At 32.6% G+C, this 20,554-nt stretch carries 26 protein-coding genes; 2 read left to right on the top strand and 24 right to left on the bottom strand.

From position 1 onward, the window contains the following. Positions 1-341: 341 nt before the first annotated feature. From DBX25_RS08830 to DBX25_RS08810, 5 genes are all read right to left on the bottom strand, one after another. Positions 342-1,547, bottom strand: a complete 1,206-nt coding sequence (locus DBX25_RS08830; protein ID WP_108670424.1) for an efflux RND transporter periplasmic adaptor subunit — start codon at positions 1,545-1,547, stop codon at positions 342-344. 13 nt (positions 1,548-1,560) lie between these two features. Next, positions 1,561-2,217: a hypothetical protein gene (locus tag DBX25_RS08825; RefSeq protein WP_108670423.1), complete on the bottom strand. Its 657-nt coding sequence runs from the start codon at positions 2,215-2,217 to the stop codon at positions 1,561-1,563. Positions 2,218-2,773: 556 nt separating this feature from the next. Further along, positions 2,774-3,715, bottom strand: coding sequence for a LysM peptidoglycan-binding domain-containing protein (locus tag DBX25_RS08820; RefSeq protein WP_108670422.1), 942 nt, complete (start codon positions 3,713-3,715; stop codon positions 2,774-2,776). 135 nt (positions 3,716-3,850) lie between these two features. Continuing rightward, on the bottom strand, positions 3,851-4,870 hold the full coding sequence (locus DBX25_RS08815) for a LysM peptidoglycan-binding domain-containing protein (RefSeq protein ID WP_108670421.1): 1,020 nt from the start codon (positions 4,868-4,870) through the stop codon (positions 3,851-3,853). A 400-nt stretch (positions 4,871-5,270) separates the two neighbouring features. After that, positions 5,271-6,374: a polysaccharide deacetylase family protein gene (locus tag DBX25_RS08810; protein ID WP_108670420.1), complete on the bottom strand. Its 1,104-nt coding sequence runs from the start codon at positions 6,372-6,374 to the stop codon at positions 5,271-5,273. A 302-nt stretch (positions 6,375-6,676) separates the two neighbouring features. On the opposite strand from DBX25_RS08810, the gene DBX25_RS08805 reads away from it, so the two are divergent. Further along, positions 6,677-7,021 carry a hypothetical protein gene (locus DBX25_RS08805; protein WP_240620219.1) on the top strand — a complete coding sequence of 115 codons (345 nt, stop codon included), beginning with the start codon at positions 6,677-6,679 and terminating at the stop codon, positions 7,019-7,021. 268 nt (positions 7,022-7,289) lie between these two features. On the opposite strand, the gene DBX25_RS08800 is transcribed toward DBX25_RS08805, so the two are convergent. From DBX25_RS08800 to DBX25_RS08785, 4 genes are all read right to left on the bottom strand, one after another. Beyond that, positions 7,290-7,667, bottom strand: a complete 378-nt coding sequence (locus tag DBX25_RS08800) for a YhfM domain-containing protein (RefSeq protein ID WP_108670419.1) — start codon at positions 7,665-7,667, stop codon at positions 7,290-7,292. Positions 7,668-7,788: 121 nt separating this feature from the next. Beyond that, complete coding sequence (locus DBX25_RS08795; RefSeq protein WP_108670418.1) at positions 7,789-8,181, bottom strand: YhfM domain-containing protein; 393 nt, start codon at positions 8,179-8,181, stop codon at positions 7,789-7,791. Between the two features lie 27 nt (positions 8,182-8,208). Continuing rightward, a complete protein-coding gene (locus DBX25_RS08790; protein WP_108670417.1) occupies positions 8,209-8,478 on the bottom strand; it encodes a hypothetical protein in 270 nt (89 codons plus the stop codon). Positions 8,479-8,830: 352 nt separating this feature from the next. After that, entirely contained in the window at positions 8,831-9,373 is a 543-nt protein-coding gene (locus DBX25_RS08785) for a CDI toxin immunity protein (protein WP_108670416.1), read from the bottom strand. Between the two features lie 261 nt (positions 9,374-9,634). Between DBX25_RS08785 and DBX25_RS08780 the strand changes: the two genes are divergently transcribed. After that, complete coding sequence (locus tag DBX25_RS08780) at positions 9,635-10,870, top strand: IS110 family RNA-guided transposase (RefSeq protein ID WP_108670415.1); 1,236 nt, start codon at positions 9,635-9,637, stop codon at positions 10,868-10,870. Between the two features lie 292 nt (positions 10,871-11,162). Here DBX25_RS08780 and DBX25_RS08775 read toward each other — a convergent pair whose 3' ends face one another. The 15 genes from DBX25_RS08775 to DBX25_RS08705 form a co-directional block, all read right to left on the bottom strand. Continuing rightward, positions 11,163-12,152, bottom strand: a complete 990-nt coding sequence (locus tag DBX25_RS08775) for a DUF4871 domain-containing protein (RefSeq protein WP_240620218.1) — start codon at positions 12,150-12,152, stop codon at positions 11,163-11,165. 34 nt (positions 12,153-12,186) lie between these two features. Next, a complete protein-coding gene (locus DBX25_RS08770) occupies positions 12,187-12,720 on the bottom strand; it encodes a sigma-70 family RNA polymerase sigma factor (protein WP_240620229.1) in 534 nt (177 codons plus the stop codon). Positions 12,721-12,930: 210 nt separating this feature from the next. Next, positions 12,931-13,554: an alpha/beta family hydrolase gene (locus DBX25_RS08765; RefSeq protein ID WP_240620217.1), complete on the bottom strand. Its 624-nt coding sequence runs from the start codon at positions 13,552-13,554 to the stop codon at positions 12,931-12,933. Between the two features lie 198 nt (positions 13,555-13,752). Then, the gene (locus DBX25_RS08760; protein WP_108670413.1) at positions 13,753-14,115 is read right to left on the bottom strand and encodes a DUF4181 domain-containing protein; all 363 of its coding nucleotides are present in this window, start codon (positions 14,113-14,115) and stop codon (positions 13,753-13,755) included. Between the two features lie 255 nt (positions 14,116-14,370). Next, entirely contained in the window at positions 14,371-14,502 is a 132-nt protein-coding gene (locus DBX25_RS21630; RefSeq protein ID WP_276309599.1) for a hypothetical protein, read from the bottom strand. Positions 14,503-14,689: 187 nt separating this feature from the next. Next, positions 14,690-14,959 carry a hypothetical protein gene (locus DBX25_RS08755; protein ID WP_108670412.1) on the bottom strand — a complete coding sequence of 90 codons (270 nt, stop codon included), beginning with the start codon at positions 14,957-14,959 and terminating at the stop codon, positions 14,690-14,692. Positions 14,960-15,166: 207 nt separating this feature from the next. Beyond that, a complete protein-coding gene (locus tag DBX25_RS08750) occupies positions 15,167-15,598 on the bottom strand; it encodes a hypothetical protein (protein ID WP_108670411.1) in 432 nt (143 codons plus the stop codon). Positions 15,599-16,289: 691 nt separating this feature from the next. Continuing rightward, positions 16,290-16,469 (bottom strand): hypothetical protein, encoded by a 180-nt coding sequence (locus DBX25_RS08740; protein WP_108670409.1) that lies wholly within the window; start codon positions 16,467-16,469, stop codon positions 16,290-16,292. 139 nt (positions 16,470-16,608) lie between these two features. After that, complete coding sequence (locus DBX25_RS08735; RefSeq protein WP_108670408.1) at positions 16,609-17,046, bottom strand: Imm26 family immunity protein; 438 nt, start codon at positions 17,044-17,046, stop codon at positions 16,609-16,611. 102 nt (positions 17,047-17,148) lie between these two features. Continuing rightward, positions 17,149-17,454 (bottom strand): immunity 53 family protein, encoded by a 306-nt coding sequence (locus DBX25_RS08730; protein ID WP_108670407.1) that lies wholly within the window; start codon positions 17,452-17,454, stop codon positions 17,149-17,151. An 88-nt stretch (positions 17,455-17,542) separates the two neighbouring features. Further along, positions 17,543-17,887, bottom strand: coding sequence for an immunity protein Imm33 domain-containing protein (locus DBX25_RS08725; RefSeq protein WP_108670406.1), 345 nt, complete (start codon positions 17,885-17,887; stop codon positions 17,543-17,545). Positions 17,888-18,068: 181 nt separating this feature from the next. Then, positions 18,069-18,512, bottom strand: coding sequence for an NUDIX domain-containing protein (locus DBX25_RS08720; RefSeq protein ID WP_108670405.1), 444 nt, complete (start codon positions 18,510-18,512; stop codon positions 18,069-18,071). 133 nt (positions 18,513-18,645) lie between these two features. Then, positions 18,646-19,194, bottom strand: coding sequence for a histidine phosphatase family protein (locus DBX25_RS08715; protein WP_338066675.1), 549 nt, complete (start codon positions 19,192-19,194; stop codon positions 18,646-18,648). A 56-nt stretch (positions 19,195-19,250) separates the two neighbouring features. Beyond that, on the bottom strand, positions 19,251-19,679 hold the full coding sequence (locus DBX25_RS08710; protein ID WP_108670403.1) for an NUDIX hydrolase: 429 nt from the start codon (positions 19,677-19,679) through the stop codon (positions 19,251-19,253). A gap of 159 nt (positions 19,680-19,838) precedes the next feature. Continuing rightward, positions 19,839-20,381, bottom strand: coding sequence for a ribonuclease FAU-1 family protein (locus DBX25_RS08705; RefSeq protein WP_108670402.1), 543 nt, complete (start codon positions 20,379-20,381; stop codon positions 19,839-19,841). Between the last annotated feature and the right edge of the window lie 173 nt (positions 20,382-20,554).

Below are 20,554 nucleotides of genomic sequence, written 5' to 3'. Positions count from 1 at the left end.
TGCTGTGTGATAACTCCTGTTCAATAGAATATTCATCCGGATGACCAATTTATTATAAGCAGGAATTATCTTTAAGAAATATACTCCAAATGGTGGAAGACTTCGTTTTGTTTCAAATATTACTGATATATTAAAGGAATATTATGATTGCCAATTTTTGTACATATCAATTTTCGTAAATAATATTTCAACCTAAATGCAAATAAAAAAGATTGATTTCAAATTACAAAAAATGAAATCAATCCTTTTATTAATAAAACTTACTGTGATTCAAAATTCATTAAAAGGCAATTTGATTAGCACTCAAAATCCTATAGAAATACAACATGACCAGAATCAGTCTAAATTTCAAGCAATCCGTGTAAAATAAAAATTAGTATATTTTTTGATGTTAATGAGTTCTCTTTTGTTAATCTATCAATCAAAAGGGGTGTAACAAAATAGTTATTTGTCCTGTATGAACTAGGTTTTGCACTATACCAATGCACGTCAGATAGACCAGATTTTATCTCTATGAATTGGGAATCGTGTATTCCGATTGATACAGGGGTTTTTACAATAATACCATTTTTATTAAGAACGTAAATATATGGTTTATCCCCATCTAATTGAACAGCAGATTCCTTAACTGTTAATGAATTAATAGTTGCCTCTGTGATAATTTCTGTATCAACATGATAACCTTGTTGCAATTTATCTCCATTTTCGGAGATATCGACGAATAAGGTGTACAAGGATTTATTAGCTAAATTTGGAGTTACATTTGGGAATAATGGAACCTTTCCAATAAAACTTAGAATAGCTTGTTTTAGATTATTTGAGTGTATGAAAACAGGATCTTCCTTCTCAATAATTGAACGCTCTCTCTCCGTTAGTTCAATTTCCACTTTTTTCTCAATAGATACAATTGTCATAATTGGATTATTCACATCATATTTAAGCATTTCAACATACCCATTAAATGTACTATTGACTGTAATTTCGTCACCTTCTTGAAAAGTATTTTTCTTATTTTCATACAAGTTTATTTGGCTTAATATTTTGTCCTGTTCTGCAACCTTCTGAAGAATAGTTTGTTCCAGAGAAAATGAAGTAGATTCGGTTTCTTTAATTGAATTATCGTTAGTTGTGTTTAATCCATCTTTGATTGAAGTCTTGAGTTCTTCGAGACTGTCAATATGGTTAACAACACTTTCAAGTTGGAGTTGTAACTGATTTATTTGAGCATCTAGTAGATCTCGCTGTTGCTTAGCATTTTCATTAGAAAGTGAATATAAAGGGGTGCCAATTTCTACTATATCACCTTCTTGTACTAAAAAATTCTTGAATGCTTCTTTATCTTGAACATAAATATAATATCGTTCCCTTGGTTGTACGATACCATTTTTCCTAAATCCAGCTTTTAAATCCTTAACTTGAGCTTTACGCCAATCTTTTATTTGATAAATTCTGTCGATCTTTGAATTGGAATTAAAAAGTAGAACTCCATTTATTCCTACAAAAATAATAACTAATAGTAGAATACATATTCTTATTTTTTTATTCATATACCTTCCCTACCTATAAAGCCCTTTGTATTAAATTACCTAATGAAATAAACAGACTTCCAAGAACATTAATAAATAAAATTACTAATAAAATTTTCCATCGACTTAATTCTGACATTTGCTTTAATGCATTATATTGTAAGTAAATTGTCCATATCTTAAAAACAGTTATACTGCCAAAAAATGAAATCCAAAAGGATTTATTTGTTTTTATTTGGGATATCACACCAAGTGAAAATGGTGAAGAATACCATGGAATTGACAAATAAATATGCAATAGCAAGTTAACCGTTTTTTCTATTAAAATTATCGATAAAACGAAACATTGTGTGACCAAAAGCTTTTGAAAGGGTATTTCTGATAATGTCCAAAACCAAATTGATCCTAAGTAAAGGATGATGGCTGAATATAAAATAGAAGAAATCCAATGGCCGAATGCGAACCACCATTTTTTCTCTTCAAATTGTTCTATTGGTATGTTTACGATATCTCCCGAAATAGATTCTGTACCTATACCAAACCAAGATGAAATCATTGCAATGCCTAATGGAAAAATCAATAATATGATTATCTGTGATGGTAAGTTTCGAATTTGTTCTGCCTTATGTAAAGATAAAAAAGTGTCTTTTGGTGTTCGGATACTTTTCAATAACTTAATATCATACTTCATTGTGTACCTCACATGTCTGTAATAAAAATATGTATTATTTTCCTCTTTCTTTCACATTTTATTCCAAAATAAGAATTTATTTATAAGGAGTAAGAAAAAACGTACAAACCCTTTCGGTCCGTAGATTTCGGAGAGATAAAAATGTAGACAGTGGATTATTAAAAATAGTTCCAACGATAAAATCATATTCTTATATTCTCTATCACAATAAAGCATCTTCAGATCCTAATGATTCTCTATAAATAAAATATTTACCCGAATTGATTCTAACTTTAAAAGGACAAGGAAATAGTTTGAAAAAAGTTTGGTCAAAAAACTTCGAAAACCAATATTTTTAAAAAATGAAAAGAATCCATTTTGAAAAGGCTGATCAAAATGGATTCTTCTATAGAGCTTTAAATTGTATTTATATTTAAGATTGAACATTGCTTCCTAGCTTACTTACAAACTACCCTTTTAATTCAATACCTATCCCCAAAATTGCACTTATATATTAAAGGTCAATAAATAGTCCAGCTAATGATTTTACTTTTTTGATACATATGTGCAAGGCAGCTTATGGGATAATTAACTTTTGGCCAACCCATAATAACGAATTAGGATTGATACTGTTAATATTAGCTATGCTTTCAACACTTACACTGTATCTTTGTGCGATTTTCCACATAGAATCTCCGGATTGAACCGTGTATATCGGAATGGTTAATTGCTGCCCTACTTGAAGATACTTGGTGGGGTCTATGCCACTCCAATCTGCTATAAAGCCTATTGATACAGAGTATTTCCTTGAGATTTGGTATAATGATTCCCCTTTTACGACTGTATGTATAGGAAGACCTACACCTGGTCTCTTAAAATTAACCCGAGACCACTCAAACAACTGCCCTGGATCCGTTTTTCTCCCAACAGCATATTCATCATGCCCCACCACATAAGTTTTACTTCTTCCTATAGAAGGATGACGATTAAAAATCCCTTTTAATAGGCTATTAAGAGAACGATATTGAGCCTCTGTATACCCGATGTTGTTGCGAGAAATTAAATTATATGTTTTTTCGGACATCATTGGTAGCATTTCATTCTTGGTGCCAATTGCCAACAATTCTATACCAATAGAAAACTCGTTCATTCTATCGGTATAGGCAGGGAATTCCGGCAAACTCCCCTTCCCTGCATGGAAGGCAACACGTTCTTCTCCGACCAAACGGAAAATGGCCCCATTCCTATCAATCATATAGTGAGCTGAGATACCGTTTTTTGAGAATAACTGATAAATATCCTCTATATTATACGGATTCTGTGGTTTAGTGGCCGCATTTGAAATGAAGTGGAGCATTACGTGAGTGATCTTTTGAGTACGAATCGTTGAATTTTTTACCGGAAGGTAAAGGTTATGAATTGGAACAGTATTCACACTGGCTTTTGTTGGATTGGGTGCTAAATGGACTGTGAACCCAAAAATCAACATGTATGTACACAATAACTTAATATACCTCATAATCGGTTTTTTCCCCTTTTATTTAGGATTTTCTTCTGGTTTATTTTTCACGATTAAATGGTATAATATGCGCTTGTTTGAACACACAAATATACCCCGGAATGGAAACCGGGGCACTTTGGTTTTTACATAAAGTCATAAAGGATTTCGCCAGGATGATGAAATCTCATGCATTTTTTGCCTTACAAGAGGATAGAAATTTTTTTGAGCATTATCAGTGGAGTTTCCTCCGAAAAATCCTGTTCCTGGACAGGTCTTAATAGCATGTCCTTCACTATTATCTAACACTCTCTCGCCTGTATTTATATCCCACCAATGATGGTAGGTGATTGTGTCTATTGAAGGAGTTAAGCCAAACCTCATCATTAGCAAGGCAGTAACGGTTAATATAGTTTCCCTTTGTTCTGTAGTCATCTGGTTATTACCTGCATCAAAGTTACCTACATTTTCAATAGCCAAGGCATCAGCTTCAATCTCACGCATGGCTGATTCATTAAGGAGGCCAAAAGAACCTTCAGGCGGTGTATTAAATGGCCTTCCTACCGCTATTTTCCCATCAGGGAAAGTGGTCAATTGCTGACTAATTGTGCTCCAACCCATATCCTTTACATGGTACTCCTCCATTCCCTTCATAAGGACAAAATGATTGTTTCCCGTAAATTGCTGATAAGCCGGCTGATAGGTGTGGTGCTGCTGGATTTTGCCGATTCTTCTTGTAAACTGGTGGTTAAATAACCAGTCCCTAAATTCCTCTCTTGTCATTAGTACATACTTACCCTGTATGTTCAATCTTTTAGGTGGAATCTTTAATTTTTGTCCGATATTTATTATATTTGACGACAGCCCATTTGCTTCTTTTATTAATTGAACGGTTGAGTTAAACCCAAAGGAGAGTTTCCATAAAGTATCTCCGGGAACCACTTCATACATGATCGGCACTCTTAATTTCTGACCAACAAAAATGAAATCTGATTGCAGCCCGTTAATGAGTTTCAGGTCTTCAGCAGATGTCCCATAGGTATTGGCAATTTTCCATAAATAATCTCCAGGTTTAACATCATACATATTCCGAGGATTATTAATGGCATATGCAGAAGATAAATTGATTTGTGTGAATAAAACCAAACAAAAAAGAAAAAGGGATATTTTTTTCATTCAATTTTTCCTTTCATTTTTTAATAAGCATCCATCACAACGCCGTATCCTTTTTAGTTTGCAATGGAGGAATTAAAGTATTCGAGGATAAAACTGATAATTTTTTTCTATTGATATTTCTAATTAATACTTTGGAAATTATTGTTAAAGTTTACCGAAAATAACATTGTTTTGGTTACTTAAAGAATGGGGGAAATAGTGACAAATTTTTAAGTCTAATATCAAAAACCAGAAATTTAAATATTCCTGGTTTTTACATGTTAATCATCTTTAAATGTTTAATTTATTTATAACAGATTATTAAATATCCTTATTAGGGCTGGTAAGGATATGTCATTTCACCCAGACTTTTACCACCTAAAACATCTTCGGCTGGTTTTTCTCCTATATCCTCTAACGGTTACTGGTTTGGATTGGGAGTCTCCGTTTGGCTTGCTAATAAAGTTTGGATTGTTACAAATCTATAGCCTTTGGCTTTAAGTTCATCAATTATCTTCGGCAGCGCTTCGACTGTACCTATTAAGCGGTCGGACTGAAAATTATGCTGTAACACAATCCCTCCAGGCGATATGTCACGGTGAACGATTTTTAAAATATCTTCTGCGGTTGTACCGCTCCAATCAAGTGTATCAACAGACCATAAGATATTACGGATTCCAAGTTCATTTAATAAACGCATATCAGCTTTTGAAAAGGACCCATATGGCGGGCGGAATATATCAGGTTTTTTGCCAACTACTCTTACCATTTCTTCCTGAGTAGACTGAATTTCTTTTCGTAACTGATCGGTCCAAATCACTTTGCTATCATTGTGATTATAGGTGTGGTTTGCTATTGCATGTCCTTCATTGACTATTCTTTTCATGTCATCGGGAAATTGTTTAATTTGTTTTCCCATGACAAAAAAAGTTGCTGGTACACCTTTTTCTTTTAATATGTCTAAAATTTTTGGTGTATTGAGAATTTCCGGTCCATCGTCAAACGTAAGGGCAACAAGCTTTTCTGATGTATTTGCCTGTTTAATATTATTTGCCTTAACCGAATAGTTGGTCGTAATAAAGGTTCGCGCTAAACTAGCATCATACCTTACATCCATCCCTAATTTTTTTGCCACAGTAATTAAAGGAACAAAAGGTACTCCATTAAAATCAAGCGTTTCTGTTGGTAAAGAGGAGCGCTTCCAGGTACCTCCAACATAGTCATCGGAAAATTTTTTTCCTACTGGTAATGCAAACTTTATATTTTTCATGCTAAAAACTACCGATCTATACTCTTCATTCCAATCAACATATGCTCCTGTGTCCTTAAGAAATAATGCAGGTACAAGCAAGTGCCCTTCTCTTAGGGTGTATTTTGTATCAATTGGTTCCCCATCAATATAAATCGGTGCAACAGGCAACATGGATTCGTTAGCACTTACGGTTTTAGTGAGGGCGGGAAGAAAAAGAAATAAAATCATACAAGTTGTGATTATTTTTAATTTGGAAAAAGCCCCATTCCTCATAATATAAATGTCTCCTTTGTGGTGTTTTTCCAATTTAGGATTCCATTAATATTGTGAAAAAATTAAAGAAATATTTCCCAATACAGAAAAGAAACACTTCAAAATATATGATGTTTTCTTTATATAATGCCTCATTAGTGCAATAAAAAAAGTTTCCTAGATGACAGTTCCGATCTTCAACTCTAGCTCTCTTTACTTTTACATACTAAAAACCCGTTATGCAATAACCATTAATCGAAAGTGAATTGGTATTTTATGTTAAAATAAGTAATGAAGATACTTTTCAAGGGAGTGAAAAAAATATGCCAATGGAGCAGGAAACAATGGGTATGTTGATAGGCGGATTTTCAATCATAATGGGAATAACTTTCATTGTTGTAATACTATTGTTATTTTCGAAAAAACGGAAATCGTATAGAGCCGCTTATGGATTGGTGATAGGGTATTTAGTATTTTTTAGTTGGGCAGTTATCCGAGCATTAGACGCAATCAGTTTTGATGTAAGCCATTCAATGGCTTCTGAAGAAATATCTTTGCGTCTTGGTATCACAGGTGTTCTTTGGGCTATCAGTATGGCTTTTTTAGTGCTTGGATTAATAAAATTTTCGTTTTCTAAAAAAACGAATGTAGAAACATCACACAAATAATAAATGAAAATTCTAATAAGACATTGGTCAGAAACCCACGCCTTTTTTTTGTGCTATTTACTTTGCTAAATAAGGTTCAAATTTTATGCTAATTACATTGTTAATTGTAATGTTTTTTTAAGTTTTGTACTTCTGAACCGAACCCGTTAGTCTCAACGACAACTCCTTTTTCAACAATCCTGACCGTTAGTCAAACAAACAAAAAAACCGCCACAGCGATCACAATCTTTGACTCTTGCCTCCGTTAGCACAGTAAGAGTTTTTACAATTATCTAGGCTTGATTTCTAATAGTAATTCTTTAAGTTGTGTAGTTGACCTTTCTGATAATGTATAAATAGTATGAGTGTCTTTTGTATTCATAATTGTTCCTATTGTTCCATCTGATCTAGCGAGCCAGAGAAAATAAATTTCATCACCCAGATTTATCTTGTATTGTGGGTCTGCCATATCAACAATGCCAGGTTGTTTGTTTGCACCTTTGATTACATCTTTAATTATTTCAATTGACTTTTTGTCTGTCAAAACTACTTTTTCCGAACCATTTACTAAATCATATATCGTTACTTCTTCCAAGTTCTCATTAGAACAAGCAACCAATGATAGACAAACAAAAAGAATAAGCAATTTGAAATACAATTTTATCATTACATATCACCTCATTTATTGTAGACGTTCTATAATGATTTTAGTTTCTTATTTCACTAAACTCCCGTTTGTATAATAAGACAAATACTAAAATGAGTTCTTGATGTTCAATTTGCTTTGGTTATTTTAGTAGGAGTTCTAGAATTTTTTTCATTTGTTTTTCACTAATTTTGTAGTAATCACCCTGATCACTATCAAGAAGAGTAATATCCTTATCAAAATTTTCGATGACATATAAAACTTCCGTACTTTTATCTTTATAGGTTAGTTGAATTTTGTATGTTGGTTTAATTGCAAGTTTGTAAGCTGTATGCGTAATATGATTTGCCCTGTTAAGTATTCCTGTAATAATAGCTATTTTATCTTTGTCAGTGATAACTTTTCCTTCTTGAAATGGTTCGTCTTCCTTTTGAATTGTAATGCTCTCAATTCCCAAGAATCCATTATAAAACATTGTAAATCCTATAAAACATAAGAAAAAGATTACTATTAATACTGTGATCTTTTTTCTCATATTACCACTCCCATCAAATGACAGTATTCATACTTTTATATTTGAACTTGATTTAATGTGGACTATCATTAATGAAATGCCTGAGATAAACCCAACAAGTATGAAAAAAACGCCAGTAACTACAATAGGTCCTCCGTTATATCCATTTTCATTACCAAAATAACAAAGTAGGATTCCTAAAAACACCATTCCCATTGACACAATTTGAGATTTAATTTTCCCAAGAAGAAACGAGATAACATATGAGATCAATAAGGTAATCGGTATTGCTAAAAACAAGATTGAAGACAATGACATCGCTACACTCTCCTTTTGGATAATATTTACATATACAATAACATAATTTAGTTAAGTTATCTTTCTAAAAAATTTTACCGTTACAATAAAAAAGAGCTGCATAAGCTCGTAATCTTAAACTATCCTGCCCCTTAGTTAAATAACTGTCTAATACCCATACAAAAATGCTATTGCATTAGCTGCAATAACACCCAATAAAACTAAGATATATAAAAAAATAAAAATGCCTTCTCCTACGTTAATTTTCATATGTTTACCTCTTTTCTTGTAGCACTATGTAGGGACTACTAAAACAAAGTAGGTTTTCGTTCAACAAATGTTGCCATAATGACAGCATTAAACATTACAATGCTTATACCCACCCAATATTTATGGAATCATCATGGAAAAATTCAATTACAAATCTCTGGTTTGGGCAGAAAATATATAAATCTGTTCCCAGCCAAACAATTTCTTCAATTTTGCTTAACAATGTAGTATTTATTGTAGTTTTAATACAAGGATAACTATCATAACCCCAAAATATAAAGATAGATGTTGATGGATCAAACCCTTTAGACCGCAATATCTCAGGGATATTTTCAATATCCTGTATATTCAATTCAAGTTTATTAACAATGTCATTCTCCCATTCAATCCTGTTCCAAAATGCAATAGGAAAAGTTTCAGAGAAATCATTTATTATTAAATTACTTTTACTGAATTCTAATATTTCCATATCTAAGGAATTCTCATATACTTCTTCAAATAATTCTTTAACTTCATTATGCTTTTGTTTTCTAGATTGAAGAACTTCTTTTTCTTTTCGTTCAGCTAATAATTCGTTTAATCTATTCTGTCTCTCTTCTTTGTTCAAAGCAATATTCACCTTCTTTCTATACAATTTATTTTTCACTAATCTGCCCCTTCGTATTATAAGGTCACCAGATATTTCTGGTTGACCATTTTTTATTTGGTCTTATTATATCAGTGGCCAAGGTAGAACGTAACTGCCCCTGGGGCTTTGACCCCGTTGCTAAAACTGTTCGCCCCCTACTTGTAGAAACATGATTGAGGCTGGTTGGGACTTAGATCTCGTATAACAAGCGAAGCTGTGACACTACATGGAGGAATTAGGGGTTACTGGCTTATTACTAGTTTAGGAGGAGGATTTAGAATGAATCCAGTCGTTGGTCTGGATGTTTCGAAAGGAGAAAGTCAGGTTCAAGCATTTTTGGATAAAGGCAAACCATATCGTAAGAGTTTTAAAGTTTCTCATACTATTGAAGGTCTTGATTTACTTGTTGAGTTTCTAGAGGTCGTAAAGATAGAAACAGGTAAGAAACCACCTATCGTCCTAGAAGCAACGGGACATTATCATTCCTCTGTTGTTCAATACTTGGAGGACAGAGGATATTTATTAATCATCATTAATCCATTGATTTCTTATAAGGCGAAAAGTTCAAGTCTTCGGAAAGTAAAGACAGATGAGGTAGATGCTTACCATCTCTGCGAGCTGTTTTATAAAGAGGATCTTGAGCCGTATAAAAAGCGAGGAGTTCAACTTTTAAACCTTCGGAATCTTACTAGACAGCACGAGAATATAACGGGGGTAATGGTTCAAACAAAACTTCAATTTCAAGCAATTCTGGACCAGGTTTTCCCCGAATACAGAGGTGTTTTTGGTGACTTATATTCGGTAGTATCACTGTTAACTCTTTCAGAGTTTCCCTCATCTGAAGATATATTGGAGGCAAGTGAAGAAACAATAGCCGACAAAATCGCTGAATTATGTAAAAGTCGTTCACATCGATGGGCTAATGAAAAAGCTATTCAGCTCAAGGCTGCAGCAAACCGAAATCCGTTTGAAAAGACGGTTTATCAGAGTCATATTTTAAGTCTTGGTATGTATATAAACATCATTCTTCAATACAAAGAGCATCTATCCAAGTTGGAGTCTGAGATAGATGCTCTCGCTAAAGAAGTTGAAGAATATAATATTATCAAATCTATCCCTGGTATCGGAGAAAAGATCGCGGCAACGATTATTTCTGAAATTGGGGAGATTGATCGTTTTACTCATCCTAAAAAGCTTGTAGCTTTCGCTGGGGTTGATCCGAGTGTATTCGAATCTGGTAAGTTTACAGCCACCAAAAATCGAATCACAAAAAGAGGGTCTAGCAGGCTTCGTCACGCCTTATATATGGCTGTTCGTTGTGCTATACGTGACTGTCGAAAGAGCAAAACAAGTGATGAAATTATTCCTCGTAATAAGAAATTACGAGAGTACTATGATAAAAAACGTGAAGAAGGAAAACCCTTTAAAGTAGCTGTTATTGCATGTGTAAATAAGCTCTTACATTGGATATTTGCCCTTTTAAAGAACAGTTCGACTTTCCAAGATATAGATTAAAACCTATATCTAACTAAATAACACAAAACCTTCCAAAATCAGACTAACGGAAGGTTGTTTGGCATGCCCTTTTTTAGTATAGCATTAGATTTTTATATTTTTTATTGAAAAATATTGACAAACTATTAGCTGGTTTTAGCAACATAACAGTATTTAAATCTTTATTCAATAATATAGAGCGATAATTTAGATCATCCCCCCTTTAGCAAAAGAACAATTCTTCACAAACTATAAGAGTGCTCCTAAAGAAGGACGTTAACAATATTGTTAACGTCCTCCCTTACTTAATTTATTAGTCTTTTATGTTGTAGACTAATACATCGAATAATTTCCCATCTACATAAAGTAAAATCGCCCATTCTCCTGCCGTTGGAATGTTCACGCTTGAAGGTGCGTGGGCATCTGCTCCATTATTCTCTCCTCCAAGACCTATCGTCCAACTTGTGGTTAGTATTTGATGGACAGTTCCCGTTTCTCTGTGAAATCCAACGACCGTTAATTTAGTTTCCTTGCGATTTTCAATGCCCCAAAGGTGCCACATCCACTTTTGGTTGATGTTTATGCTTGGCATATCAGCACCAATAACACCTGATTTATGTTTATTCCCCAAGATATTGTTGTCTATATACACAGCTTTACGGTTCCAATCAATCTTTTCAAAGTCACTTGTTTGAACAAAATTAGGAATATTTTTTGGTAAAATTGTTTCTTTCCCAACTGACAATACTACATCACCATAAAATTTCTTATCAAAATAGACCTCATATTTCCAAAGTCCACCTTTTGGAAGAATTAACATTGTAGTAAACCTTCCTAAACTAGAATAACCAGAGGATGGTTCGGTAACCTTTTTTGAAGGTAATACATTTATACGCTCACCTGTATCTTTATGGGTTGCGTATATTTCTATTTCTTTTCCCTTATAGGCATCAAAAGGTTCCTTGAAACTAAAAATATAACCAAAAGGTTTACCGGCAGACAGATAAGGATCTTCGAAAACATAAAAAAGTACTTTACCATTTCTTGAGTAATCGTTTCTAATTTTCCATTCGCTTTCTAAAGTCTGCTTGGCTCCTTGCTTAACACCATCTTTTAAAGATAAGTTGGCTATTATATCTGTATAAAAGAGTAGAATAAATAAGGATGCTGCCAGCGTGGTGATTAAATAAATATATAAATTTGGTTTTCTAATCATATTTTTTTCTGAATCGTGAAGTGAAGCTCTAATCTTTTTTTTCTGTAAATCTGTAAAGTGTATACCTTTGTGAGTGGAAGAATTCATTGCGTTCCTTAAGTTACTGAGTTCTTTCTCCATTTTACTTCCACCTTTCCATCAATGCTTTTAATTTCATCCTTGCCCTATTCAGTCTAGTTTTTATTGTATTTCTATTTATCTTCAAGATTTCACTTATTTCTTCAATTGATAATTCCTCATAATAATATAGGGTTATAACTTCACGGTATTTAAGGGGTAGTACTAAAATACAAGTAGATAAAAATTCCTCTACGCTACTCTTCATTATGGACATTTCCGGTGACAATTCTGAAGATTTTATAAGTTTAAGTAGGTTAGAGTTCGAAACAACCCTTTTAAAAATCGAACTCTTTAATAAATCTTTACACTTGTTTATTGTGATCCTAAATATCCAAGCTTTAAAAGATACAATCTTATCAATGTTTTCATATTCTTTATAACAAGTAATAAATACATCCTGCACTATATCTTCTGCAAGATTCCAATCCTTTGTATAGTTATAGGAAAGCTTAGTTAACCTGTCACCATATTCATCCATAATTATTTCAAACCACACGTCTTTATTTTCCGGATTAATATTTTCCTTACCAAACACTCTACTCAAGCTTATTCCACCTCATTTCTCACTTAATGCTAAGACGACCGAATTATGTATTAGTTTCATTATTTTTATTTTAACAATAAAAAAGCTACTCATCTGAGTAGCCATAACATTTATTCCTTTTTTCACTAATCTGCCCCTTTTGTTAAAAAGGATATCAACAAAATAGGCCGTTAATCCTCCTAGATCAACGCCCCCGTTAATTTAAAACTCATTAATATCTGAAATTACACTTTTTAGTATTTCAATAGATTTTATTGGTTCTTTATCAAGTTCTAAACTGTGATTTCCACCATCAACCACTTTTAATATAAGATTTTGATTATTTTTCAATTTTTCAAAACGATCCTCAATAAAACAAAAACTATCTTTTTCCCCAAAAATACAAAGTCCTTTATTATCACTGTTAACCATTGTATTAAATACGTCATCATTTTGTAGTAATGGAGTCAACCATACTACTTTTGCAGTTTTCAACATTGTATTATCAAGCAGATAACTCAAAGCTTTTGTTCCAATTGATTTAGCCACAATATAATAATTACTGTATTTCTTGTCCTTGATTGCGTTGTCGATTGCAAGTTGTACATCTCTTGCGAAATCCCTTTCATTTAGAGCAGACATCTCTTGTCTACTAAATGTATAGTTAATATGTAATACATCAAAACATTTATTGTAAAATAACCCTGTTGCAAAGTGTAACAATGGAGCTTGTGATGTGTAACCCGCCCCAGGTAAGACAATAACTAAATTATTTGTTTCTTCTTTTTGTTCAATCAATCTAAAAGGAATACTTTTAGAACCTATAATTTCATTATTAATCATCATTTTCTCACTCCCTAAAATTTTATAGTTGTTATCTATTCTTTGCTATAAACCAATATTCCTTCTTCAAGAAAACTGCCCGATAGTTTAAGTGAATCATTTTACAATCTACAAATGAATCGACCAAAAATAAGGGAGAGGTCTGTTAAAAATTCATCCCCCATCAATTCTTTATAGTATTGTTAGCTACACTTGTATCTATTACAGAAGAATAATTAAGATTATTAACACTTGTATTACATTAATTAATGATAGGTAATAACGCTTTGTTTCTACTTCGTATTTCCATTCCATAAATGCTCGGAGACCAGCAAAAACAAGTAAAAAGATAAACAAAAAATAACTCTTTACGGAAATTCCAAGTGTTAATCCTACCATTATAAATGCAAACCATACTATCAAAAATGATCTTTCCAACCATTTATGAAGGTTATTAACTGGCTTATAATACCAGCCTATTTTTTCATTTATATTGAATTTCTTTTTAATCCATACCATGATGGCAATTGATCCTAATAGCAAGAAAATAATAAAAATGAATTTAATTGTATCTATGATTTTCACCTTCCCTCAGTGAAATTATCGCAGAGTATTATCATCCTGTATATTGGTAACTAGTGGCTTCTTCTAGACCCATTTTTAATAATTATATTCTTTCGTTTTGCCTTTATAAATCAAATTATTTTATTATTATTCACAAACATGCCCCTTTTTTAGATAAAAAAATTACCGCCCTATATGGCAGCACGATCTGGGACTTGCTCCCGTTAATCGAAGATGGATTTTAACGTTTTCGAATAACTTTATATACGATATATATTAATCCAAATAGTAAAAATGATTAGCTATCACCAATGATTCTTCAACTTCTTTAAAGTTATTATTCTTTGTAATGATTAAGAGTATGAATCCTACAATAACCATTACAATCCCAATTAGATATCTTCCCATTCGATGCCTCCAAAAAATGTTGGTAAAATAAATGCTAAATGAACTATTCTTCCCCTTTTTTTCAATAAAGACTTATACAAAAAAGGCGTTAATCCTTCTTGGATCAACGCAGCCGTTAGTTCAACAAGAAAATGAATATTGTTCTTTAACAGAACCTAATGTTTCAACAAGTCTTAATACAACTTTATTACCTAACAGAAGACAGAATACCCTCCACTAAAAAAGCAATCATTAGAATAGCTCCCATTAGAGTCATAAAAATCCCTGCTAAGAACGAACCAACAGTTCCAAGGTTATTACTGGTTAATTCAATTAAAAGAACAAACCATTTGGTATCAGCACGTTCACTTTTTATTACCTCAATAAGCCAACTTAAATGACCCCAAGACAGGACAATGAGTATAGGACCTAAGATTATAACAGAGACCCCTATTATTAATAAATCAAAATCTTTCATTTCATCACCTGAGAAAATTATTATGAATATCAAGTCAATTTCCAATGGAAAAATCAAACAATAAATGATTATATAGCTTTATTCTTCTTATCATTAACGACTTATAGCTCTAGAAAGTTTATTAAACTCTACCTGACCTTTTGTTTAATAAGAAAAAGCATCCCTATTCCAAGCAATGCCCTTTATAGTTAAAGTAGAGACGTATTTCTAATTCAATGATTTTCCACCCTTTGATTGATAAAATTTCAATGATTTTCCCATTTCAGTTCGTGGATAATAATCCACTTCGCAGTAGTAGCTTCCTTCCTTTGCCCCTTGGTAATTCTCAGGAAACATGATGCTATGGTTTTCAAAGTCCACCGAAGTATGTCCTCCTCTCGCACTTTCAAATATCCATATTTCACATTTCCCTTTATATTGTTCCGTTTTATTAGCCAACACGTTAGGTAAATCTAACAAAGAATGAACGAACAGAGACCCTGATAGAAGAATAAAAAAGACCACGGCAAGAATGGACTTGATTTCTATCTTATACGAATCTCCGTTTTTCTTTTTCAGTTTGTAAAAATACCAAAGATAAGCCGACATCCCCACAAGAATTACGAATGATAATATTAATAAATAGAAATACTCCGTCAATGTTACTCAATTCCTTTTTTAGAGTTTCTTTTTATACGTTTCCCAAACCAATGATGTTTCAATTCACTTGCTGCCAAATTAACCCACAATCTTCAACTTATCTGCCCTTTACTACTATAGAAGCACTTAATCATAAATCCATAATAAAGAGCGATAATCCTTTTGGATCACCGCCCAAGTTAAGTCCTCACCTTCAACATGGAATCCTTAAAGAAGTTGCCCATGTAAAATTCGTGACAAAATAAAAACAATTAACCCAATTATCATCAATTTTTTTTGTTTCGATTTGCTTTTCTTTTCATAACACTTCTTATTTTTCATGTCAATGATGTACATATTAATCACACTAATTATCATAACTAAGATTCCTAAGAATGCCATTAAATATAATAATAAATCCTTCATTCCATACTACTCCTGTACAAAGTTATATTAAGTTTCAAATCGCTTTTCTTTTTAAGATTGAAGACTTTTGATTTTAACTATTCTGCTTACTTTAGCTCAGTAAGGATTTCATCAAATAGGATTATCCCACATATCAAGTAGTTTATTATTTCTTTTTATTCCTTCGAGGATGTTTATTGCGTTGATGGTCAATCTCCCACCATGTAATGATCAGTGTTATCACTAACACTGAAACTAAAAGGATAGTCATTCTTCCATTCCTCCAAATAAGTAAATAGACCCCTTATTAATCTATATTTATTATCTTTTTGCCTTCTTCATCTATTTGGGAACTACCCCCACCGAAACTCCATCCCTTACTTTCCATAAATTCAATAAAAGCATCCAAAAATTCATCGTTTTTTAAATCGTCCCCGTTCTTTGCATAAATACTACCTTCTATATGAACTCCAATTGGTCGCTTCACTTCGAACCCCTCCAGCAACTTTTAATTACATTATTTTATCATTTCTTCTTTCACAAACCTGCCCCGTTAGTCAAACAAACAAAAAGACCGCAGCAGTCACCCTCATTAACTTCTGTCCCCATAGTGGAACAATGAAAAATTAAATTTTATCATCTCTGTGCCACTTATCATCACCCATAATCCTATCAATGATGTGATTATCCGCCCAAACTGACGCTACTTCTAATCCTTTACATTCCGATTTAGTTGCACTTCGAATTTCCCCTTTATGGTAAACGGAATATTCACCTGAAATACTATCAATGATACAAGTAGGAGGTGGATATGCTTCATCATCACTTTTAAAAGGGCGATTTTCTACAACTGTCCAATCTCCTGATTTTAGAACATATTCATATACACCAACAATAAATTGGTACTCCTCATCCTTTGGAATGTCTTCAATACTTTCCCCGATATATTTATAAATTCCTATGCCAGCATCTTTAAATATTCTACCGAAAGCATATTTGTCATTAGGCAAAGGTATAGCATATACATCCCCAATTTTGATTCGTTTACGTTTCTTTCCTGTCATTAAAATCACCACATTCTTAGAACATATTGAAAATAAGTTCTACGTTTCGGCTCAACTCTCCTTCTTCAGCTAACCTGACCGTTAGCAAAAATATGAATTTTATTATCTTTCAACCCATTCTTTAAAAATATCTAAAATTTCCTCTAAGTTTTTTGGACCACCATATCCAACAAAGTGAAAACTATCCTGTTTTTGATCATAGTTAGTCTTACAATAAACCCAGTCAGTTTCACTCCGTTCAATATCTATACTTTCAAAGGGTTTATCCTTTACATCAGTATCTTCCACACTAATCATTACACTCCATCCAGGATTATCTATTGTATTAATTCGTATTCCATATCCTTGTTCCCAATCATCATTACATTGTTCTAAATACCATTTTTGAATCCATTTTAATGTCCCCATTACACCCTCCGTAACAAATACATCCATTAACCTACTCGTAACATAGTAGAATAGTATCTTATTTAAACGTTGTAAATACTACCGATAACTATTTTAGAAGTTCTTCATCAAACCATACATCAACATAATCTCCAGCAATTAAAAACCTCCAACCTGGAGCCAGACCAAGATACTTCTTTATATCATCAACCCAATCATTTAAATGCACAGTATGTATAGGTAAAAAGAAATCTGGATCATCAATAAGTTCCTCACCAGCCCAGATAAACCAACCAGTTGTTCCTTCATCTGGAACTAATCTTAAACCATTAATAGGCATTAAATCCCCTTTAACATTATTCGAAATGCCCAATTTTAGATTTTCATCTGCTGGGTAAAAATCTGCTCCAAATTTTTCACATATTTGTTTTTGTTGAATAGTTGTATTTGTCATATAATAACCTCATATTTTCACGATTAAGGATTAATTCAACAAAAGAAATACTATTACCTTCTTAAACTAAACTGACCCTTTAGTCGAACAAACAAAAAGACCGCCGCAGCGATCACCCTCATTAACTCTTGCCCCGTAGTGAAAACCTTCACAATTTTACTGCTACAAAAAACAATATGTATTATTTTAATTGTTTTAGAAAATAATCTTTTGTGTCTGAGTGAGTAAGTATTTCTAGAACGTTTTCTCTTTCAAAGAATTTAATATCACTTATTTCATTATCAATTGGACTTAGTAAGTTCATATTGCCTAAAAACTCAACGAGGAACATGGTGGTTTCCTGTTTTTCATAGCCAATTTTCGATTTAATTTCATCAGGAAATTCAAAGCTAATTTTTTCATTAAATTCTTTTACAACTTTAAAATTTGTGGAACCTGTTTCTTCTTTTAGTTCTCGTAATAGTGAATCTTTTAAATCACTATCGCTCTCTTTTACTCCACCCTTAATAAAATCCCATTCTCCTTTGATACTTTGTTTCCCTACAATGGTATTTATTTTTGTTTTATGTACAATTAAAAACTTATTTTCTTGAAAAATAATTGCGCCCACAGCTCTTCTGATCATGTTACTAAACCTCCCAATGGAATATATCCTCTAACCAGACACTATAGTGACATATCAGCTTATTAAAAGAGCGATAACCCTTCTGGATATCGCTCACTATAGTGTAGTCCTCACTATCTGTCTTCACTTTTTTCTAATCTTGTTTCCATAACCTTGCATAAGTAACATTATCATTTTGAACTTTCAAAAGAAAAACATCGGGGTTAGATAGATTTTTCCAATCATCAAATCCAAATTTTTTATTGACATAATTTAATAATAAAGCCATTAAATTACCGTGTGTAACAATGATTGTATTTTCATTCTCACTTTTAAAAACCTCTTCTACAACCCCTATTATTCGTTTTGCTGCTTCTTGACTTGACTCTCCACCTTCAAATTTCAATTCAAAATCATTAAATGTATTCCTTAGCTTTTCATACCAATCAGAATAATTATTTGTGCTTAGTACACGTTCTGATAATAGGCTATTTAATTCAATCTCAACATTCAATAGATTTGCAAGTGGCTGTATAGATTGAATAGCACGCTTATACGGACTTGAAATAATACGATCTATTTTAGTGTCAAGAAAAAATTCTGCTAATTCTAAAGCTTGTATATCCCCTTTATTCGTAAGCTTTGCTTCGGATGGCTGTCCTTCAGCTTCACAGTGCCTTATAACATATATTTTTTTCATCATTCTTTCTCCACAAAGATAATTATCTTATTAAATTATATAATTGAATAGATACCAGCTTAATATTTATGAAGCAACAAATCTGCTCGTTTGATACTTTCCTTAGTCCAAGTTGGAGCTTTAGAGTGATTAATAACCTCTTCGGTACTCATCCAATAGATATTTGCTACTTCTTTGGGGCTATTTCTAAAAGGTACACCATTTTTATGTTCACAAAGTAAAACTATATCAATAACCTTACATCCATCATCAGCTAAAAATGATGAGCTATGAACATATTTCAAGTTATCCTTTACTTCGATACCAACTTCCTCAAGAATCTCTCGCTTAAGTGTATTTTCAATAATGTCGTATTTATTTCCCTCATCTTCAACTTGCCCACCTACTAAAGAAAGAGTCCCAGCAGCGTGTCCTAGTTCTGAACCTCGTTCTATAATTAGCCATTTCCCATCTTTTAAAATAGCTCCTTCAACATTTACAACAAACATTTGTATCCCCTCCTACTAAACATTGTTTTTTTATTTAATAATTATAGATTATATGGAAAAGTTTTGAATATTTTTTATGATTTATTGTTCTAAGTTCCCTTTACTCCAATAAAAAAGCCACCACATCAGGTGGATCTTTAACTCATGTCCTTTTAATATCTACTTCAGTAAATCAGATAAGCTTTCCTTGTGAGCGTTTGATAATTTTATTAAATCAAAATCCCCACTGCTTAATAGCCTTTTTATATCATTGAATTCGTTCCATGCCATATCGTAGAGACGTTTATCAATAATTCCCGTTGATAAAGCATCCTCAAGTTCCTCCGCATCTTTTTCGATTACTTCACCAGTCGGCAACAAAACAATATCTAAGAATAAGTCATACCACCAAGGAATCCCATTTTCTATTCCATTGCAAAAGCATATATCTATATACCATTGAACAATGTCACCATTAGCATCAAACATTGTCGTTACCGAATGATTTTTTTCCAAAGGAAATTGCTGAAGCCACATATATCCATCATCGACAATGCATACATTTTTCTCGCCATAATTAACAAATGAGGGTTTAGATACCTCAATGGTATGGAGTAAAGTTATATATCCCTTAAAATCCTCCGTATCAAGAAATGATTGGGCATATTGTCTTTGTAAAACTCGTTTCCATTCTGAACGATTCCCATATCTCCTTTTTAACATCGTTATCCCCCAATTACCTTTTTCCCTTATAATACCATTAGAAAGGAGGACAAGGATTTTTCTTCTTAATACAGATAGGTAAGGGTTTGAAGTTATCGCTCCCTTTTCCCCCCGTTCACACCGTACATGAGACTTTCACCTCATACGGCGTTCCAACTAAACCAATTTATTCT

The organism is Peribacillus acanthi (assembly GCF_003073175.1).
In the GTDB taxonomy this organism is placed as follows: Bacteria; Bacillota; Bacilli; order Bacillales; family DSM-1321; genus Bacillus_BN; species Bacillus_BN acanthi.
This window is presented reverse-complemented; position numbering and strand designations above follow the sequence as displayed.

What these genes read in the sequence shown, in the direction of transcription:
- DBX25_RS08810 (WP_108670420.1), bottom strand. Translation starts at nt 6,374, where the DNA reads ATGAGGAATGGGGCTTTTTCCAAATTAAAAATAATCACAACTTGTATG.
- DBX25_RS08800 (WP_108670419.1), bottom strand. Translation starts at nt 7,667, where the DNA reads ATGATAAAATTGTATTTCAAATTGCTTATTCTTTTTGTTTGTCTATCA.
- DBX25_RS08735 (WP_108670408.1), bottom strand. Translation starts at nt 17,046, where the DNA reads ATGACAGGAAAGAAACGTAAACGAATCAAAATTGGGGATGTATATGCT.
- DBX25_RS08825 (WP_108670423.1), bottom strand. Translation starts at nt 2,217, where the DNA reads ATGAAGTATGATATTAAGTTATTGAAAAGTATCCGAACACCAAAAGAC.
- DBX25_RS08805 (WP_240620219.1), top strand. Translation starts at nt 6,677, where the DNA reads ATGCCAATGGAGCAGGAAACAATGGGTATGTTGATAGGCGGATTTTCA.
- DBX25_RS21630 (WP_276309599.1), bottom strand. Translation starts at nt 14,502, where the DNA reads ATGGGAAGATATCTAATTGGGATTGTAATGGTTATTGTAGGATTCATA.
- DBX25_RS08720 (WP_108670405.1), bottom strand. Translation starts at nt 18,512, where the DNA reads ATGATCAGAAGAGCTGTGGGCGCAATTATTTTTCAAGAAAATAAGTTT.
- DBX25_RS08820 (WP_108670422.1), bottom strand. Translation starts at nt 3,715, where the DNA reads ATGAGGTATATTAAGTTATTGTGTACATACATGTTGATTTTTGGGTTC.
- DBX25_RS08830 (WP_108670424.1), bottom strand. Translation starts at nt 1,547, where the DNA reads ATGAATAAAAAAATAAGAATATGTATTCTACTATTAGTTATTATTTTT.
- DBX25_RS08705 (WP_108670402.1), bottom strand. Translation starts at nt 20,381, where the DNA reads ATGTTAAAAAGGAGATATGGGAATCGTTCAGAATGGAAACGAGTTTTA.
- DBX25_RS08755 (WP_108670412.1), bottom strand. Translation starts at nt 14,959, where the DNA reads ATGAAAGATTTTGATTTATTAATAATAGGGGTCTCTGTTATAATCTTA.
- DBX25_RS08775 (WP_240620218.1), bottom strand. Translation starts at nt 12,152, where the DNA reads ATGAATTCTTCCACTCACAAAGGTATACACTTTACAGATTTACAGAAA.
- DBX25_RS08815 (WP_108670421.1), bottom strand. Translation starts at nt 4,870, where the DNA reads ATGAAAAAAATATCCCTTTTTCTTTTTTGTTTGGTTTTATTCACACAA.
- DBX25_RS08715 (WP_338066675.1), bottom strand. Translation starts at nt 19,194, where the DNA reads ATGATGAAAAAAATATATGTTATAAGGCACTGTGAAGCTGAAGGACAG.
- DBX25_RS08730 (WP_108670407.1), bottom strand. Translation starts at nt 17,454, where the DNA reads ATGGGGACATTAAAATGGATTCAAAAATGGTATTTAGAACAATGTAAT.
- DBX25_RS08710 (WP_108670403.1), bottom strand. Translation starts at nt 19,679, where the DNA reads ATGTTTGTTGTAAATGTTGAAGGAGCTATTTTAAAAGATGGGAAATGG.
- DBX25_RS08790 (WP_108670417.1), bottom strand. Translation starts at nt 8,478, where the DNA reads ATGTCATTGTCTTCAATCTTGTTTTTAGCAATACCGATTACCTTATTG.
- DBX25_RS08725 (WP_108670406.1), bottom strand. Translation starts at nt 17,887, where the DNA reads ATGACAAATACAACTATTCAACAAAAACAAATATGTGAAAAATTTGGA.
- DBX25_RS08780 (WP_108670415.1), top strand. Translation starts at nt 9,635, where the DNA reads ATGAATCCAGTCGTTGGTCTGGATGTTTCGAAAGGAGAAAGTCAGGTT.
- DBX25_RS08765 (WP_240620217.1), bottom strand. Translation starts at nt 13,554, where the DNA reads ATGATGATTAATAATGAAATTATAGGTTCTAAAAGTATTCCTTTTAGA.
- DBX25_RS08795 (WP_108670418.1), bottom strand. Translation starts at nt 8,181, where the DNA reads ATGAGAAAAAAGATCACAGTATTAATAGTAATCTTTTTCTTATGTTTT.